Below are 18257 nucleotides of genomic sequence, written 5' to 3' on the forward strand. Positions count from 1 at the left end.
TATCGCTACGGAGCGTGACGGTACGGGGATTGCGACACGCGGTCAAGTGTTCGTGACGACCCCAGTTGGGCACGGGTACGGCTTGTCCGCATTTCTCCACGCTGACCCGCTGGTCAGGACCGGCGACGGCTGACCCGGTGACCGCTGGTAACGTGGCGTGAAGCCCCGGCGCGGGCCCTCCGCGGCCCGCCCGGTCAACCAGACGTCCTTTAACGACCCGTCCCGTGAGGCGGGGAAGGAGGTCCGCCGTGGCCTACCCACCGGCTGCCCACTCGTCGCCGCCGCGACAACCCTCGGTGAAGGTGATCCTCGCCGCCGCCGACGTGTCGCGGGTGGTCGACCGCATCGCCCACCAGATCCTGGAGAAGACCCAGGGCGCCGCCGACACCGTGCTGCTCGGCATCCCCACCCGCGGCGTCCCGCTCGCGCGGCGGCTCGCCGCCCGGATCAGCACCTTCGAGGACGTGACCGTCCCGGTCGGCGTGCTCGACATCACGCTCTACCGCGACGACCTGCGCCGGCACGCCACCCGCGCGGTCGGCCCCACCGACCTGCCGCCGGGCGGGATCGACGGCCGGCGGGTGATCCTCGTCGACGACGTGCTCTTCTCCGGCCGCACCGTGCGGGCCGCCCTGGACGCGCTCAGCGACGTCGGCCGCCCGGCCTCGGTGCAGCTCGCCGTCCTGGTCGACCGGGGGCACCGCCAGTTGCCGATCCGCGCCGACTACGTCGGCAAGAACATCCCCACCGCGCTCGCCGAGAAGGTCAAGGTCACCCTGGCCGAGACCGACGGCGCCGACGAGGTTCGTCTCTACGGGGGTGCCGCGTGATCCGCCACCTGCTCTCCGGCGCCGATCTGGACGCCGCGACCGCCACCCAGATCCTCGACACCGCGGCCGAGATGGCCACGGTGGCCGGCCGCGAGGTCAAGAAGCTGCCCGCGCTGCGCGGCCGCACCGTGGTCAACCTCTTCTACGAGGACTCCACCCGCACCCGGATCTCGTTCGAGGCGGCCGCCAAGCGGCTCAGCGCCGACGTGATCAACTTCTCCGCCAAGGGCTCCAGCGTGGCCAAGGGGGAGAGCCTGAAGGACACCGCGCTCACCCTCCAGGCCATGGGGGCCGACGCGGTGGTCGTCCGGCACCCCGCCTCCGGGGCCCCGCACCGGCTGGCCAACTGGGTGGACGGCTCGGTGGTCAACGCCGGCGACGGCACCCACGAGCACCCCACCCAGGCGCTGCTCGACGCCTACACGATGCGCTCCCGGCTGGGCCGCCTGGACGGCCTGCACGTGGCGATCGTCGGCGACGTGCTGCACTCCCGGGTGGCCCGCTCCAACGTGCTGCTGCTCTCCACCCTCGGGGCGAAGGTCACCCTGGTCGGCCCGCCGACCCTCATCCCGGTCGACATCTCGCCCGCCCTCGCCCCCGGCACCGACGTCTCCTACGACCTCGACACCGTTCTTCCCGGTGTGGACGTGGTGATGATGCTGCGGGTGCAGCGGGAGCGGATGAACGACTCCTACTTCCCCTCGGCCCGCGAGTACGCCCGCCGCTACGGGCTGGACGGGCCGCGGATGCGCCGGCTGCCCGAGCACGCGATCGTCATGCACCCCGGCCCGATGAACCGGGGGATGGAGATCACGCCCGAGGTGGCCGACTCGCCCCGCTCCACCATCGTCGAACAGGTCGCCAACGGGGTCTCCGTGCGGATGGCCGTCCTCTACCTGCTGCTCGGAGGGAACAACCGGTGACCGCGTACCTGATCAGAAACGTGAGTGTGGTCGGCGCCGCGCCGACCGACCTGCTGATCCGCGACGGCGTCGTGGCCGCGACGGGCGCCGGGCTGACCGCGCCGGACGCCACGGTGCTCGACGCCACCGGCCTGGTGGCCCTGCCCGGCCTGGTCGACCTGCACACCCACCTGCGCGAGCCGGGCCGGGAGGACGCCGAGACCGTCGAGTCCGGCTCCCGGGCGGCGGCGCTCGGCGGCTACACCGCGGTCTGCGCCATGGCGAACACCTCGCCGGTGGCCGACACGGCGGGCGTGGTCGAGCAGGTTTGGCGGCTCGGCCGGGAGGCCGGCCTGGTCGACGTGCAGCCCATCGGCGCGGTCACCGTCGGCCTGGCCGGCGAGCGCCTGGCCGAACTGGGCGCGATGGCCGACTCGGCGGCCCGGGTACGGATCTTCTCCGACGACGGGCACTGCGTCGCCGACCCGAAGCTGATGCGCCGGGCCCTGGAGTACGTCAAGGCGTTCGACGGGGTCGTCGCCCAGCACGCCGAGGAGCCCCGGCTCACCGAGGGCGCGCAGATGCACGAGGGTGAGGTCTCCACCCGGCTCGGGCTGACCGGCTGGCCGGCGGTCGCCGAAGAGGCGATCATCGCCCGGGACGTGCTGCTAGCCGAGCACGTCGGCAGCCGGCTGCACATCTGCCACGTCTCCACCGCCGGCAGCGTCGAGGTGCTGCGGCACGCCAAGGCACGCGGGGTGAAGGTCACCGCCGAGGTGACCCCGCACCACCTGCTGCTCACCGACGAGAAGGCTGCCAGCTACGACCCGGTCTACAAGGTCAACCCGCCGCTGCGCACCGCGTCCGACGTCGCCGCGCTGCGGGCGGCCCTGGCCGAGGGCGTGATCGACATCGTCGCCACCGACCACGCGCCGCACGCCGTGGAGGACAAGGAGTGCGAGTGGGCGTACGCCCGGCCGGGCATGCTCGGCCTGGAGACGGCGCTCTCCATCGCACTGGACGTGCTCGGGCCGCAGTGGGACCTGATCGCCGAGCGGATGTCCCGCGCCCCGGCCCGGATCGCCGGGCTGGACGGCCACGGCCTCGACCCGGCCCCCGGCGTGCCGGCCAACCTGACCCTGGTCGACCCGGCCGCCCGCCGCGTCGTCGAGCCGGCGGAGCTGGCCAGTCGCAGTCGCAACACCCCGTACGCCCGCATGACGCTACCGGGTCGCATCGTGGCGACCTTCCTGCGCGGCGAGCCGACGGTCCTGGACGGAAAGGCTGTCAAGTAAATGGCGAAGCGCAGAAGCGCGATCCTCGTCCTGGAGGACGGGCGCACGTTCCACGGCGAGGCGTACGGCAGCGTCGGGGAGACCTTCGGTGAGGCGGTCTTCAACACCGGCATGACCGGCTACCAGGAGACCCTCACCGACCCCTCCTACCACCGGCAGGTGGTGGTGCAGACCGCGCCGCACATCGGCAACACCGGTGTCAACGGCGAGGACGACGAGTCCGGCCGGATCTGGGTGGCCGGCTACGTGGTGCGCGACCCGGCCCGGATCGGCTCCAACTGGCGGGCCACCGGCGGCCTGGAGGACCGGCTCGCCGCCGAGGGCGTGGTCGGCATCAGCGGCGTGGACACCCGGGCGCTCACCCGGCACCTGCGCGAGCGCGGCGCCATGCGGGTCGGCATCTCCAGCGTCGACGACGACCCGGCGGCGCTGCTCGATCGGGTCCGCCGCGCGCCGCAGATGGTCGGCGCGGACCTCTCCGCCGAGGTGACCACCCCCGAGCCGTACGTGGTGCAGGCACAGGGCGAGCACCGGTTCACCGTGGCGGCCCTCGACCTGGGCATCAAGCGCAACGTGCCGCGCCGGCTCGCCGCCCGCGGCGTGACCACCCACGTGCTGCCCGCCGGCTCCTCCATCGAGGACCTGCTGGCCACCGGCGCGGACGCCGTCTTCTTCTCGCCCGGACCGGGCGACCCGGCCACCGCCGACGCGCCGGTCGCGCTGGCCCGGGAGGTGCTGGGCCGGCGGATCCCGCTGTTCGGCATCTGCTTCGGCAGCCAGATCCTCGGCCGGGCGCTCGGCTTCGGCACCTACAAGCTCGGCTACGGCCACCGCGGCATCAACCAGCCGGTGGTCGACCGGGCCACCGGCAAGGTCGAGGTGACCAGCCACAACCACGGCTTCGCCGTGCAGGTGCCGGGTGCGGAGTCCGGCGTGGTCGTGCCCGACCAGGTGATCGAGACCGAGTTCGGCGGCGTCCAGGTGTCCCATGTCTGCCTCAATGACAACGTGGTCGAGGGGCTGCGGGCCAAGGACGTGCCCGCCTTCACCGTCCAGTACCACCCGGAGGCGGCGGCCGGCCCGCACGACGCGGACTACCTCTTCGACCGTTTCGCCGAGCTGATCGAAGGCGGTAAGAATGCCTAAGCGGACCGACCTCAAGCACGTTCTGGTGATCGGCTCCGGGCCGATCGTCATCGGCCAGGCCTGCGAGTTCGACTACTCCGGCACCCAGGCCTGCCGGGTGCTTCGCAGCGAGGGGATCCGGGTCAGCCTGGTCAACTCCAACCCGGCGACGATCATGACCGACCCGGAGTTCGCCGACGCCACGTACGTCGAGCCGATCACCCCGGAGTTCGTCGAGCTGGTCATCGCCAAGGAGCGCCCCGACGCGCTGCTGCCCACCCTGGGCGGGCAGACGGCGCTGAACACCGCGGTCGCCCTGCACGAGGCGGGCGTCCTGGAGAAGTACGGCGTCGAGCTGATCGGCGCCAACATCGACGCCATCAACCGGGGCGAGGACCGGCAGCTGTTCAAGGACATCGTCGCCAAGGCCGGCGTACGCCTCGGCCTGGCCGACCCGTCGTCGCTCGTGCCCCGTTCCCGGGTCTGCCACTCGATGGACGAGGTCCGCGACACCGTCGGCGAGCTGGGCCTTCCGGTGGTGATCCGGCCGTCCTTCACCATGGGCGGCCTCGGCTCCGGCATGGCGCACACCGACGAGGACCTGACCCGGATCGCCGGCGCCGGCCTGGCCGCCAGCCCCGTGCACGAGGTGCTCATCGAGGAGAGCGTGCTCGGCTGGAAGGAGTACGAGCTCGAACTCATGCGCGACCGCCACGACAACGTGGTGGTGGTCTGCTCGATCGAGAACGTCGACCCGATGGGCGTGCACACCGGCGACAGCGTCACCGTCGCGCCGGCCATGACGCTGACCGACCGGGAGTACCAGCGCCTGCGCGACCTGGGCATCGCGGTGCTCCGCGAGGTCGGGGTCGACACCGGCGGCTGCAACATCCAGTTCGCGGTGAACCCGGCCGACGGCCGGATCGTCGTGATCGAGATGAACCCGCGGGTGTCCCGCTCCTCGGCCCTCGCGTCGAAGGCCACCGGCTTCCCGATCGCCAAGATCGCCGCGAAGCTGGCCATCGGCTACACCCTCGACGAGATCCCCAACGACATCACCCTGAAGACCCCGGCGGCGTTCGAGCCGACCCTGGACTACGTGGTGGTGAAGATCCCCCGGTTCGCGTTCGAGAAGTTCCCCGGCGCGGACCCGGAGCTGACCACCACCATGAAGTCGGTGGGCGAGGCCATGAGCCTCGGGCGCAACTTCACCGAGGCGCTGAACAAGGCGATGCGCTCCATGGAGACCCGGGCCAGCGGGTTCTGGACCCGGCCCGACCCGGCGGGCGCGACGAAGGAGAACACCCTCGCCGCGCTGCGGATGCCGCACGACGGCCGGATCTACACCGTCGAGCGAGCGCTGCGGCTGGGCGCCTCGATCGCCGAGGTGGCCGAGGCGTCCGGCGGGATGGACCCCTGGTTCCTGGACCAGATCGCCGCGCTGGTGGAGCTGCGCGCCGAGATCGTCGACGCCCCGGTGCTCGACGCCGACCTGCTGCGCCGGGCCAAGCGGGCCGGCCTCTCCGACCGGCAGCTCGCCGCGCTCCGCCCCGAGCTGGCCGCCGAGGACGGCGTCCGCACCCTGCGCCACCGGCTCGGCGTCCGCCCGGTCTACAAGACGGTGGACACCTGCGCGGCCGAGTTCGCGGCGACCACGCCGTACCACTACTCGACCTACGACCAGGAGACCGAGGTCGGGCCCTCGGACCGGCCCAAGGTGCTCATCCTGGGTTCCGGGCCGAACCGGATCGGGCAGGGCATCGAGTTCGACTACTCCTGCGTGCACGCCGTCATGGCGCTCCGGGAGGTCGGCTACGAGACGGTCATGGTCAACTGCAACCCGGAGACCGTCTCCACCGACTACGACACCGCCGACCGGCTCTACTTCGAGCCGCTCACCTTCGAGGACGTGCTGGAGGTCTGGCACGCCGAGGACACCTCCGGCAAGGCGGCCGGCGGGCCCGGCGTGGTCGGGGTGGTCGTCCAGCTCGGCGGGCAGACCCCGCTCGGCCTGGCCCAGCGGCTCAAGAACGCCGGCGTGCCGATCGTCGGCACCTCCCCGGAGTCGATCCACCTGGCCGAGGAGCGCGGCGCGTTCGGCGCGGTGCTGGCCCGGGCCGGGCTGCGCGCCCCGGCGCACGGCATGGCCACCTCCTACGACCAGGCCAAGGCGATCGCCGACGAGATCGGGTACCCGGTGCTGGTCCGCCCGTCGTACGTGCTCGGCGGGCGGGGCATGGAGATCGTCTACGACGACCCCACCCTGCGCGACTACATCGGCCGGGCCACCGACATCTCACCGGACCACCCGGTACTGGTGGACCGCTTCCTCGACGACGCCATCGAGATCGACGTGGACGCCCTCGTCGACGCCGACGGCGCGGTCTACCTGGGCGGCGTGATGGAGCACATCGAGGAGGCCGGCATCCACTCCGGCGATTCGTCCTGCGCGCTGCCGCCGATCACCCTGGCCGGCTCGCACCTGGCCCAGGTGCGCCGCTACACCGAGGAGATCGCCCGCGGGGTCGGGGTGAAGGGCCTGCTCAACGTCCAGTACGCGCTCCAGGGCGACATGCTGTACGTGCTGGAGGCCAACCCGCGCGCCTCCCGGACGGTCCCGTTCGTCTCCAAGGCCACCGCCGTGCCGCTGGCCAAGGCGGCGGCCCGGATCGCGCTCGGCGCCACCATCGCCGAGCTGCGCGCCGAGGGGATGCTGCCGCCCACCGGGGACGGCGGGACCATGCCCGCCGACGCCCCGATCGCGGTCAAGGAGGCGGTGCTGCCGTTCAAGCGGTTCCGCACCCCGTCCGGCAAGGGCATCGACGTGCTGCTCGGCCCGGAGATGAAGTCCACCGGCGAGGTCATGGGCATCGACACCAACTTCGGCCACGCCTTCGCCAAGTCGCAGTCCGCCGCGTATGGGTCGCTGCCGACCGCCGGGAAGATCTTCGTCTCGGTGGCCAACCGGGACAAGCGGGGCATGATCTTCCCGATCAAGCGCCTGGCCGACCTGGGCTTCGAGATCGTCGCCACCACCGGCACGGCCGAGGTGCTGCGCCGGCACGGCATCGCCTGCGAGCAGATCCGCAAGCACTACGAGTCGGGCGAGGGCGAGGACGCGGTCTCGCTGATCCTCGGCGGCGACGTGGCCCTGGTGGTGAACACCCCGCAGGGCTCCGGCGCGAGCGCCCGCTCCGACGGCTACGAGATCCGCAGCGCCGCCGTGACGGCCGACATCCCCTGCGTCACCACGGTGCCGGGCGCCGCGGCGGCCGTCATGGGCATCGAGGCACGCATCCGGGGCGACATGCGCGTCCGCCCTCTCCAGGAGCTCCACGCCGCCCTCCGGGCCGGCGAGTGACCGCCCCGGAACCCGCGTCGATCATGAGGTTGGCGGCAGTCGAGGAGATCGACTCCGCCGTCAACCTCATGATCAGCGCAGCGGGGGTGGACGGGCGGTGATCTTCGAGAAGGTGGTGCGGCCCCGGCTGTTCCGGATCGGGGGCGGGGACGCCGAGGCGGCGCACGAGTGGACGCTGGAGCGGCTCGCCGGGGTGTCCCGGCGGGCGGCCCTGCTCGGCGCGCTGCGGGCGCGATACTTCCGGGCCGCGCCGCGCACCGTGTTCGGGGTGGACTTCCCGAACCCGGTGGGGCTGGCGGCCGGGATGGACAAGAACGGGGTGGCCCTGCCGGCCTGGCCGGCGCTGGGCTTCGGCTTCGTCGAGGTCGGCACGGTGACCGCGCACGCCCAGCCGGGCAACCCCCGGCCGCGGCTGTTCCGGCTGCGTGACAGCGAGGCCGTGGTCAACCGGATGGGTTTCAACAACGCCGGCGCCGAGGCCCTCGCGGCCCGGCTGGCGGCGCTGTCGCGCCCGATCGGCGTGCCGCTGGGCATCTCGCTCGGCAAGTCCAAGGTGACCCCGCTGGACGGGGCCGTCGAGGACTACCTGGCCTCCTACCGCGCGCTGAAGGGGCACGGGGACTACTTCGCGGTCAACGTGTCCTCGCCGAACACCCCCGGGCTGCGGTCCCTTCAGGACCGTGCCCACCTGGACGCGCTGCTCGCGGCACTGGTGGGAGAGAAGCCGGTGCTCGTGAAGATCGCCCCCGACCTCACCGAGCCGGCCGTCGCCGAGCTGCTGGAGGTCTGCCTCGCCCGTGGCGCGGCCGGGGTGATCGCGACCAACACCACCCTGGCCCGCGACGGGCTCGCCCCGGCCGACCGGGCGCGGGGCGCGGAGACCGGCGGCCTCTCCGGCCGCCCGCTGAGCCGGCGGGCCCGCGAGGTGGTCGCCTTCGTGCACCGGGAGACCGGCGGCCGGCTGCCGGTGATCGGCGTCGGCGGCATCCTCGACCCGGACGACGCGGCCCGGATGTTCGACGCCGGCGCGAGCCTGGTGCAGCTCTACACGGGCTTCATCTACCGTGGCCCGGCCCTGGTCCGCGCCATCACCCGCACCGTCCCACCACCCCACTGACCCGACCCTCCGCGCGATCCTGCAGTTGCTGCCCCGGCGTATCGCTCAGTTCGGGCAGATCGCGGGCCCGAACTGCAAGATCGCGGGGGAGGGGGGAGGAGAGCCGTGACGCCTGAGGAGATTCTTGCCGCTGACCGGCGGCACGTCTGGCACCCCTACGCGGCCCTGCCGCCGGCCAGTGCACCGTATGTGGTGGACAGTGCCGAGGGCGTTCGGCTGCGGCTGGCCGACGGGCGGGAACTGGTCGACGGGATGTCGTCCTGGTGGGCGGCGATCCACGGCTACCGGCACCCGGTGCTGGACGCCGCGGTCACCGACCAGCTCGGCCGGATGAGCCACGTGATGTTCGGCGGCCTCACCCACGAGCCAGCGGTGCGCCTCGCGCGGACCCTGGTGGAGCTGGCCCCGGACGGCCTGGAGCACGTCTTCCTGGCCGATTCCGGGTCGGTCAGCGTCGAGGTGGCGGTGAAGATGTGCCTGCAGTACCAGCGGGCCCTGGGGCGGCCGGAACGTCGCCGGCTGGGTACCTGGCGGGGCGGCTACCACGGCGACACGTTCCACCCGATGAGCGTCTGCGACCCGGAGGGCGGCATGCACCACCTCTGGGGGGACGTGCTGCCCCGGCAGGTGTTCGCACCGGTGCCGCCGGCCGGCTTCGACACTCCGCCCGACCCGGCGTACGAGGCGGTGCTGGTGGACGCGGTGGAGCGGCACGCCGGCGAGCTGGCCGCGGTGATCGTGGAGCCGGTGGTGCAGGGTGCCGGCGGGATGCGCTTCCACCACCCGCACTACCTGCGGGTGCTGCGCGAGGTGACCCGGGCGCACGGGATCCTGCTGGTCTTCGACGAGATCGCCACCGGCTTCGGCCGGACCGGCACCATGTTCGCCGCCGAGCACGCCGGGGTCGCCCCGGACGTGCTGTGCGTCGGCAAGGCGCTCACCGGCGGCTACCTCACCCTGGCCGCGGCGCTCTGCACCCCCGAGGTGGCCCGGGCCATCTCCGCCGACGGGGTGCTGGCGCACGGCCCGACCTTCATGGGCAACCCGCTCGCCTGCGCGGTCGCCAACGCCTCCCTGGGTCTGCTGCGGGGCGCGGACTGGGCGCGGCGGGTGGCGAGGATCTCCGACGGGCTGCGGGCCGGCCTGGAGCCGCTCCGCGGCACCCCCGGGGTGGCCGACGTGCGGGTGTTGGGCGCGATCGGCGTGGTGCAGCTCGACCACGAGGTGGACATCCCGCGGGCGACCGCCGCCGCCGTCGGGCAGGGCGTCTGGCTGCGGCCGTTCCGGGACCTGGTCTACACCATGCCCCCGTACGTCACTGACGAGGCGGACGTGGCCCGGATCGCGGCCGGGATCGAGGCGGCGGTCAAGGCGGGCTGAGCCGGCGGGAGCGCCACCGGCGACCGGCGTCCGGTGGCGGCAGGACGGTCCGGCCACCGCGCGGCGGCCGGGACAGGAGCACGAGCGGCGGCGTACCCGTCGCCGGACAGCGCGGCGCGAGGCCGCGAGGGAGAGGGAGAGTCGCATGGAGACCTTCGGCGCCCGCCTGCACCGGGCCGTGGCCGAGCGGGGACCGCTCTGCGTGGGGATCGACCCGCACCCGGGGCTGCTCGCCCGCTGGGGACTGCCCGACGACGTGGAGGGCCTCGACCGGTTCTGCCGGATCGTGGTGGAGGCCATCGGCGACCGGGTGGCCGTGGTCAAGCCCCAGTCGGCGTTCTTCGAGCGCTTCGGGTCCCGTGGTGTCGGAATTCTTGAGTCAACTATCCGACAGTTGCGAAATTCGGGCTCGCTCGTTCTCCTCGACGTCAAGCGCGGCGACATCGGCTCGACGGTCAGCGCGTACGCCTCGGCGTACCTCGATCCATCCAGCCCGCTGTATGTCGACGCGGTCACCGCGAGCCCCTACCTCGGGGTGGGTTCGCTCGCGCCGATGTTCGAGTTGGCGGCCGCGCACGGCGGCGGGGTCTTCGTCCTGGCGCTCACCTCGAACCCCGAGGGAGCCGCCGTGCAGCGCGCCGTCGGAGCCGACGGGCGCACCGTGGCGCAGACCGTCATCGACGAGATTTCGCAGCTCAACCGGGGTGCCGAGCCCCTCGGCAGCTTCGGGCTGGTGGTCGGCGCGACGATCGGTGACACGGGCCACGACCTCGCCGCGGTGAACGGTCCGCTGCTCGCCCCCGGGCTGGGCGCGCAGGGCGCGACGGCCGCCGACCTGCGTACCGTCTTCGGCTCCAGCCTGCCCTCGGTGCTGCCGTCGTACTCCCGCGAGGTGCTGGGCGCGGGGCCGGACCAGGCCGCCCTGCGGGCCGCCACCGACCGTGTGCTGGCCGAGTGCCGGGCCGCCCTGACCACCTCGTAACTGACTGACGGCTCGGTCACTTTCCGTTGATCTTCGCGCGTCCACGTTGCCGAAAACTCCGTTGACCGCTAGTTTTCCCCGCGCTGGGAACCACGGACCCCTTTGGTTGCCAGCGACACCACGTTTCACAGATGCGGCGGTGCGCCCCGCCCGTCGTACTAGGGACCTGAGGAGAACTGGTGCCGCTCCCGTCACTGACCCCCGAACAGCGCGCTGCCGCGCTGGAGAAGGCCGCGGAGATCCGCAAGGCCCGTGCTGAGCTGAAGGAGCAGCTCAAGCAGGGCAAGACCACCCTCGCCACCGTCCTCGAGCGGGCCGAGTCCGACGACGTCGTGGGCAAGCTGAAGGTTTCGGCCGTGCTCCAGGCGATGCCGGGCATCGGCAAGATCCGAGCCACCCAGATCATGGAGAAGCTCAAGATCGCTGACAGCCGCCGGCTGCGTGGCCTGGGCGAGCAGCAGCGCAAGGCGCTGCTTGGAGAGTTCGCCGCCAACTGAACGGCCCACCGTGTAGAAACAAGCGGTGAGCACGGATGACGAGGCGCGCCCGGCGGCTCGGCTCACTGTCCTGGCCGGACCTTCGGGGGCCGGCCGGGGGAGTGTCGTCGAGCTGGTCCGGGCGCGCTTTCCGTCCGTGTGGGTGCCGGTCGCCGCGACCACCCGGCCGGCGTGTCCCGGCGAGGTGGACGGCGTCGACCGGCTCTTCCTCGACCCGGCCGGCTTCGACCGGATGATCGCGGCCGACGAACTGCTGGAGTGGAGCCGGATCGGGCCCTACCGGCGCGGGGTGCCGCGCGCGGGCGTGCGGTCCCGGCTCGCCGAGGGGCGGCCCGTGCTGCTCCCGCTGGACCTGCCGGGCGCGCTCGCCGTCCGGGCCGTGGCCCCGGACGCGCGGCTGGTGCTGCTCGCCCCGCCGGCGTACCGGCCGGACCCGGCCCTCGCGGCCGCCTTCGCACACGCCGTGCTGCATGACCGGACCGAGCGTGCGGCCGGGGAGCTGGTAGGCTTGCTCGGTTCTTCCTTCCTGGCTCCGGCCCGACCGCGCCCGAGCGGTTGAGAGGCCACCGCCTCCGGGCGGTGCACAAAGACGCAGAGGTTATTTCGTGGGATCCATCGCCAACCCCGAAGGCATCACCAACCCGCCGATCGACGAGCTCCTCGAGAAGACCACCTCGAAGTACGCGCTGGTCATCTTCGCCGCCAAGCGCGCGCGCCAGGTCAACGCCTACTACAGCCAGCTCGGTGAGGGCCTGCTGGAGTACGTCGGCCCGCTGGTGGAGACCACCCCCCAGGAGAAGCCGCTCTCCATCGCCATGCGCGAGATCAACGCGGGTCTGCTCACCGCCGAGCCGACCGACCAGCCGTAAGCCCCGCCCGCGCCGATGGCCGCCGAGATCGTCCTCGGGGTCGGTGGCGGCATCGCCGCCTACAAGGCGTGTGAGCTGCTCCGGCTCTTCACCGAGTCGGGTCACCGGGTCCGGGTCGTGCCGACCGCGTCGGCGCTCCGTTTCATCGGGGCGCCGACCTGGGCCGCGCTCTCCGGCCAGCCGGTGGCTGACGACGTCTGGTCCGACGTGCACGAGGTGCCGCACGTGCGCCTCGGGCAGCACGCCGACCTGGTGGTGGTGACGCCCACCACCGCCGACCTGCTCGCCAAGGCCGCCCACGGCCTCGCCGACGACCTGCTCACCAACACCCTGCTGACGGCGCGCTGCCCCGTGGTGCTGGCGCCGGCCATGCACACCGAGATGTGGGAGCACCCGGCCACCGTCGCCAACGTGGCCACCCTGCGGTCCCGCGGCGTCGTGGTGATCGAGCCCGCGGTCGGCCGGCTCACCGGCAAGGACACCGGCAAGGGCCGGCTGCCCGACCCGGCCGAGATCTTCGCGGTCGCCCGCCGGGCGCTGGCCCGCGGCGGCGCCGCCCCGGCCGACCTGGCCGGCCGGCACGTGGTGGTCACCGCCGGCGGCACCCGCGAGCCGCTCGACCCGGTCCGCTTCCTCGGCAACCGCTCCTCCGGCAAGCAGGGCTACGCGTTCGCCCGGGCCGCCGTGGCCCGGGGCGCCCGGGTCACCCTGGTCTCGGCCAACGTCGCGCTCGCCGACCCGGCCGGCGCGGACCTGGTCCGGGTGGGCAGCACCGAGGACCTGCGCAAGGCGACCCTGGCGGCGGCCGCCGACGCGGACGCCGTGGTGATGGCCGCCGCGCCCGCCGATTTCCGCCCGGCGACGTACGCGCCCGGTAAGATCAAGAAGTCGGACGACGGCAGCGCGCCCACGATCGAGCTGGTCACCAACCCGGACATCGCGGCCGAGCTGGGTCGACGCCGGCGGCCGGAGCAGGTGCTGGTGGTCTTCGCCGCAGAGACCGGCGACGCCGAGGCCAACGGCCGGGCCAAGCTTGCCCGCAAGCGCGCCGACCTCATCGTGATCAACGAGGTGGGGGTGGACAAGGTCTTCGGGGCCGAGACCAACGCCGCCACGGTGATCGGAGCGGACGGGTCGGTGCACCGGATGCCCGAGCAGCCCAAGGAGGACCTGGCCGACGCCGTCTGGGACCTCGTGGTCGCCCGGCTGAGTGAGCAATCCTGACGGTTGGTCACCCTCGGTTCCCCGGGTCACTCTGGGAGCACGGTGACTAAACTGCCGCCGAGCGACCTTTAAAAGTCTTCACATGCTTAGGAGTGCCGTGACACGTCTCTTCACGTCCGAATCGGTCACGGAAGGCCACCCGGACAAGATCGCCGACCAGATCAGTGACGGCATTCTCGACGCACTGCTCGCCCAGGACCCGCACAGCCGGGTCGCGGTCGAGACCCTGATCACCACCGGCCAGGTGCACGTCGCCGGCGAGGTGACCACGAAGGCGTACGCCGACATCCCGACCATCGTGCGGGACACCATCCTGTCGATCGGCTACGACTCGTCGAAGAAGGGCTTCGACGGCGCCTCCTGCGGCGTGAGCGTCTCCATCGGCGCCCAGTCGGCCGACATCGCGCAGGGCGTGGACAACGCGTTCGAGCTGCGTACCGGCTCGTCGGAGAGCGCGCTGGACGCGCAGGGCGCCGGCGACCAGGGCATGATGTTCGGCTTCGCCTGCTCCGAGACGCCCGAACTGATGCCGCTGCCGATCGCGCTGGCCCACCGGCTGGCCCGCCGGCTCGCCCAGGTGCGCAAGGACGGCAGCGTCCCCTACCTGCGGCCGGACGGCAAGACCCAGGTGACCATCGAGTACGACGGGCTGCGCCCGGTGCGGCTCGACACCGTGGTGGTCTCCAGCCAGCACGCGGCCGACATCTCGCTCGAGTCGCTGCTCACCCCGGACGTCCGCGACCACGTCATCACCCCCGAGCTGGAGGGCCTCGGCCTGGACACCGAGGGCTACCGGCTGCTGGTCAACCCGACCGGGCGCTTCGAGATCGGCGGCCCGATGGGCGACGCCGGCCTCACCGGCCGGAAGATCATCGTCGACACCTACGGCGGTTACGCCCGCCACGGTGGCGGCGCGTTCTCCGGCAAGGACCCGTCCAAGGTGGACCGCTCCGCCGCGTACGCGATGCGCTGGGTGGCCAAGAACGTGGTCGCCGCCGGCCTGGCCGAGCGCTGCGAGGCGCAGGTCGCGTACGCGATCGGCAAGGCCCACCCGGTGAGCCTCTTCATCGAGACCTTCGGCACCGAGACCGTGCCGGTCGCCTCGATCGAGAAGGCCGTCGCCGAGGTCTTCGACCTCCGCCCGGCCGCGATCATCCGGGACCTCAACCTGCTCCGCCCGATCTACCAGCAGACCGCCGCCTACGGCCACTTCGGCCGGGAGCTGCCGGACCTGACCTGGGAGAGCACCGACCGGGCCGCCGACCTCAAGTCGGCCGCGGGAGCCTGACCGGCACCAGGCGCGGCGACCGGCGACCCGCCGAGGGGTCGCCGGTCGCTCGCGTCTGCGTGGACGTGCCGCTGCCGCACCTCGACCGCCCCTTCGACTACCTCGTCCCCGACACCCTGGACGCCGACGCCCGGCCCGGGGTCCGGGTGAAGGTCCGCTTCGCCGGGCAGCTCGTCGACGGCTGGCTGCTGGAACGCGTCGCGGAGTCCGCGCACCCCCGGCTGGCGTACCTGGAGAAGGTGGTCTCCCCGGTGCCGGTGCTGGCGCCGGAGGTGGCCGAACTGGCCCGCGCGGTCGCCGACCGCTACGCCGGCAGCCTCGCCGACGTGCTCCGGCTCGCCGTCCCGCCCCGGCACGCCCGGGTCGAGAAGGACGTCACCGCGAGCGACCCGGCCACCCCGCCGCCGACCGCCGACCCCGCCACCCCGCCGACCGCGCCCGGAGACACCGACCCGGCCCCCAGAACCGCTGACCCGGCCCCCAGAACCGCTGACCCGACCTCCGGAGACGCGGGCACGGCCTCCGGAGAGGCTGACCCGGCCTCCGGAGACGCCGGCCCCGCTGCCGGCTCGGCCGGTCCGGACGCGCCCACCCCGGTCGATCCACGCGGCTGGCGGGACTACCCCGCCGGGCCGGCCCTTCTGCGCGCCCTCACCGCCGGTCGGGCCCCCCGGGCCGTCTGGTCCGCGCTGCCCGGCGAGGACTGGGCCGACCGGTACGCCGACGCCGTCGCCGCCACCGTGGCCGGCGGCCGGGGCGCCGTGGTCGTGGTGGCCGACGCCCGGGACCTGGACCGCCTCGACGCCGCCCTGACCGCCGTCCTCGGGCCCGGGCGGCACGCCTGCCTCTCCGCGGCGGCCGGACCGGCCCGCCGCTACCGCGCCTTCCTCGCCGCCCGCCGCGGCGACGTGCCCGTGGTGATCGGCACCCGGGCGGCCATGTTCGCCCCGGTCGAGCGGCTCGGCCTGGTCGCCGTCTGGGACGACGGCGACGACCTGCACGCCGAGCCCCGGGCGCCCTACCCGCACGCCCGCGAGGTGCTGCTCACCCGGGCCCAGCTCGGCAATGCCGCCGCCCTGGTCGGCGGCTACGCCCGCACCGCCGAGGCCCAGTTGCTGGTGGAGACCGGCTGGGCCCGCGAGGTGGTGGCCGACCGGGCGACCGTGCGGGCCCGGATGCCGGCGATCGCGCCGACCGGGGACGACCCGCACCTGGCCCGGGACCCCGGGGCCGCCTCCGCCCGGCTGCCCAGCCTGGCCTGGACCACCGCCCGGGACGCGCTCCGCGCCGACCTGCCGGTGCTGGTGCAGGTGCCCCGTCGCGGCTACCTGCCCTCGGTGGCCTGCGCCGACTGCCGGACCCCGGCCCGCTGCCCGCACTGCGCCGGTCCGCTGGGCCTGCCGTCGGCCGAGGGGGTGCCCGCCTGCCGCTGGTGCGGCCGGGTCGCCGCCGCGTACGCCTGCCCGGAGTGCGGCGGGCGGCGGCTGCGCGCCTCGGTCACCGGCGCCCGGCGGACCGCCGAGGAGCTGGGCCGGGCGTTCCCCGGGGTGCCGGTGCGCACCTCCGGGCGGGAGGAGGTGCTGGCCACGGTGCCGGCCGGCGCCGGCTTGGTGATCGCCACCCCGGGCGCGGAGCCGGTGGTCGACGGCGGCTACGGGGCGGTGCTGCTGCTCGACTCGTGGGCCCTGCTCACCCGCGCCGACCTGCGGGCCGGGGAGGAGGCGTTGCGCCGCTGGCTGGCCGCCGCCGCGCTGGCCCGGCCCGGGCCGGCCGGCGGCCGGGTGGTGGTGGTCGCCGACGGCGCCCTCGCACCGGTGCAGGCGCTGCTGCGCTGGGACTCCGCCTGGTTCGCCGGCCGGGAACTGGCAGAGCGCCGTGAGCTGGGCTTCCCGCCGGCGGTGCGGATGGCCAGCGTCACCGGCGTCGCCGACGCGGTGGCGGATCTGCTGGCCGGTACCCGGCTGCCCGACGGCGCCGAGGTGCTGGGCCCGGTGCCGGCCGACGAGGGGCGGGAGCGGATGCTGGTCCGGGTGCCCCGGGCCCGGGCCGCCGCCCTGGCCGACGCGCTGCACGCGGCCGCCGGGCAGCGCAGCGCGCGCAAGGCGGCCGACCCGGTCCGGCTCCAGATCGACCCGCTCAGCCTGTTCTGAGCCCGCCCACCACCCCTGACGTCGCGCACCCGGGCCGTCGCGTACGGTCGTGAGCTGGGGTTTGTCGCACGCCTCGTGCGGCAAATGGGTGGAGAACGCGTGATAGCATCGCCCGTCATGCCCAGGCGCACGACGGCTCCCGGGCGCGGCGCGGCGAAGCGGGAGTGCGTCGAGCCGACGCGGATTCGATGATGTCAATCAGCCGGTGATCAGGGGTGGACCAGTCGTGACCGTTCGTCAGTCGATCGTCTTCAACGGTGACCTCGGCAGTGGCAAGAGCACCGTCTCCGTCGAGATCGCCAAGCGTCTGGGGCTGCGCCGGGTCAGCGTCGGCGACCTCTACCGCCAGATGGCCCAGGAGCGGCAGATGACCGCCCTCCAGCTCAACCTGCACGCCGAGCTGGACCAGGCCGTCGACGGCTACGTCGACCAGCTCCAGCGGGACATCGCCGCTTCCGGCGAGAGCCTGGTGATGGACTCCCGGCTGGCCTGGCACTTCTTCACCGACGCGCTCAAGGTGCACATGATCACCGAGCCGACCGAGGCGGCCCGGCGGGTGCTGGCCCGCCCGTCCGGCCCGGCGGAGAGCTACACCTCACTGGAGGAGGCCAAGGCCAAGCTCCGGGAGCGCAGCGAGAGCGAGCGCGGCCGGTTCATCGTGCGCTACGGCGTCGACAAGGCCCGGCTGCGCAACTACGACCTGATCTGCGACACCACCCGGGCCACCCCGGAGCAGGTGATCCAGCACGTCGTCGACGTCTACGAGGGGCGGCTCGGCGCGGACGTGCTGCGCGACGGGCAGTCGCTGCTGCTGCTCGACCCGGCCCGGGTCTACCCGACGGAGGACATCGCCACCCTGCGCGGGCTGTGGGACTCGGAGTTCGTCGGTGAGGTGGCCGAGTCCGGCGACGAGGCCCTGGAGCCGCTGACCATCGGCTACACCGGCGAGTACTTCTTCGTGGTCGACGGTCACCGCCGGCTCAGCGCCGCCCTGCAGAGCGGCTTCCCGCTGGTCCCCGCCCGGCTGGTCGCCGAGGTCGACGAGCCGGTGGTCGGCGGGCTGAGCGCGGTCGACTTCTTCGCCGCCCAGGCCCGACCCAGCCTGATCCACGACTGGGAGGCCGCGCACGGCCTCCAGCTGCCGCTGCCCGAGCACGCCCTGCTGGGCGGGGACGCGGTGCTGGCGGGGGAGCCGGGCGCCGGCGCCTGAGCGGGCCGCGGGGATCGCCCGATCGGG

15 protein-coding genes are annotated in these 18257 nt (G+C 73.6%); all 15 read left to right on the plus strand.

Annotated elements, in window-relative coordinates; translation table 11 throughout:
* Positions 1 to 248 precede the first annotated feature (248 nt).
* The 15 genes from pyrR (at position 249) to AC0OLQ_RS12505 (ending at position 18230) form a co-directional block, all read left to right on the plus strand.
* On the plus strand, positions 249 to 830 hold the full coding sequence (gene pyrR / locus AC0OLQ_RS12435; RefSeq protein ID WP_484531440.1) for a bifunctional pyr operon transcriptional regulator/uracil phosphoribosyltransferase PyrR: 582 nt from the start codon (positions 249 to 251) through the stop codon (positions 828 to 830).
* Positions 827 to 1753 carry an aspartate carbamoyltransferase catalytic subunit gene (locus AC0OLQ_RS12440; protein WP_189198367.1) on the plus strand — a complete coding sequence of 309 codons (927 nt, stop codon included), beginning with the start codon at positions 827 to 829 and terminating at the stop codon, positions 1751 to 1753. The genes pyrR and AC0OLQ_RS12440 overlap by 4 nt, the downstream gene beginning before the upstream one ends.
* Positions 1750 to 3027, plus strand: coding sequence for a dihydroorotase (locus AC0OLQ_RS12445; protein ID WP_357342455.1), 1278 nt, complete (start codon positions 1750 to 1752; stop codon positions 3025 to 3027). Before AC0OLQ_RS12440 ends, AC0OLQ_RS12445 begins: the two co-directional genes overlap by 4 nt.
* Positions 3028 to 4173, plus strand: coding sequence for a glutamine-hydrolyzing carbamoyl-phosphate synthase small subunit (carA, locus tag AC0OLQ_RS12450; RefSeq protein ID WP_484531441.1), 1146 nt, complete (start codon positions 3028 to 3030; stop codon positions 4171 to 4173).
* Positions 4166 to 7513 (plus strand): carbamoyl-phosphate synthase large subunit, encoded by a 3348-nt coding sequence (carB, locus tag AC0OLQ_RS12455; protein WP_484531442.1) that lies wholly within the window; start codon positions 4166 to 4168, stop codon positions 7511 to 7513. Before carA ends, carB begins: the two co-directional genes overlap by 8 nt.
* Before the next feature lie 97 nt (positions 7514 to 7610).
* The gene (locus AC0OLQ_RS12460) at positions 7611 to 8630 is read left to right on the plus strand and encodes a quinone-dependent dihydroorotate dehydrogenase (RefSeq protein ID WP_484531443.1); all 1020 of its coding nucleotides are present in this window, start codon (positions 7611 to 7613) and stop codon (positions 8628 to 8630) included.
* Positions 8631 to 8735: 105 nt separating this feature from the next.
* Entirely contained in the window at positions 8736 to 10010 is a 1275-nt protein-coding gene (locus tag AC0OLQ_RS12465) for an adenosylmethionine--8-amino-7-oxononanoate transaminase (protein ID WP_484531444.1), read from the plus strand.
* A 145-nt stretch (positions 10011 to 10155) separates the two neighbouring features.
* Positions 10156 to 10992, plus strand: coding sequence for an orotidine-5'-phosphate decarboxylase (pyrF, locus tag AC0OLQ_RS12470; protein WP_484531445.1), 837 nt, complete (start codon positions 10156 to 10158; stop codon positions 10990 to 10992).
* A gap of 179 nt (positions 10993 to 11171) precedes the next feature.
* Entirely contained in the window at positions 11172 to 11489 is a 318-nt protein-coding gene (mihF, locus tag AC0OLQ_RS12475) for an integration host factor, actinobacterial type (protein WP_013285515.1), read from the plus strand.
* Between the two features lie 25 nt (positions 11490 to 11514).
* The gene (locus AC0OLQ_RS12480; protein ID WP_357342473.1) at positions 11515 to 12048 is read left to right on the plus strand and encodes a nucleoside/nucleotide kinase family protein; all 534 of its coding nucleotides are present in this window, start codon (positions 11515 to 11517) and stop codon (positions 12046 to 12048) included.
* 46 nt (positions 12049 to 12094) lie between these two features.
* On the plus strand, positions 12095 to 12358 hold the full coding sequence (gene rpoZ, locus AC0OLQ_RS12485) for a DNA-directed RNA polymerase subunit omega (RefSeq protein ID WP_007075826.1): 264 nt from the start codon (positions 12095 to 12097) through the stop codon (positions 12356 to 12358).
* 15 nt (positions 12359 to 12373) lie between these two features.
* A complete protein-coding gene (gene coaBC / locus AC0OLQ_RS12490) occupies positions 12374 to 13582 on the plus strand; it encodes a bifunctional phosphopantothenoylcysteine decarboxylase/phosphopantothenate--cysteine ligase CoaBC (RefSeq protein WP_484531446.1) in 1209 nt (402 codons plus the stop codon).
* 82 nt (positions 13583 to 13664) lie between these two features.
* Positions 13665 to 14870 carry a methionine adenosyltransferase gene (metK, locus tag AC0OLQ_RS12495; protein ID WP_484531447.1) on the plus strand — a complete coding sequence of 402 codons (1206 nt, stop codon included), beginning with the start codon at positions 13665 to 13667 and terminating at the stop codon, positions 14868 to 14870.
* A 59-nt stretch (positions 14871 to 14929) separates the two neighbouring features.
* Entirely contained in the window at positions 14930 to 17020 is a 2091-nt protein-coding gene (locus AC0OLQ_RS12500; RefSeq protein ID WP_484531448.1) for a primosomal protein N', read from the plus strand.
* Positions 17021 to 17246: 226 nt separating this feature from the next.
* Positions 17247 to 18230 carry an AAA family ATPase gene (locus tag AC0OLQ_RS12505; RefSeq protein ID WP_357342483.1) on the plus strand — a complete coding sequence of 328 codons (984 nt, stop codon included), beginning with the start codon at positions 17247 to 17249 and terminating at the stop codon, positions 18228 to 18230.
* Positions 18231 to 18257 lie beyond the last annotated feature (27 nt).

The organism is Micromonospora sp. Utrum1, assembly GCF_057197805.1.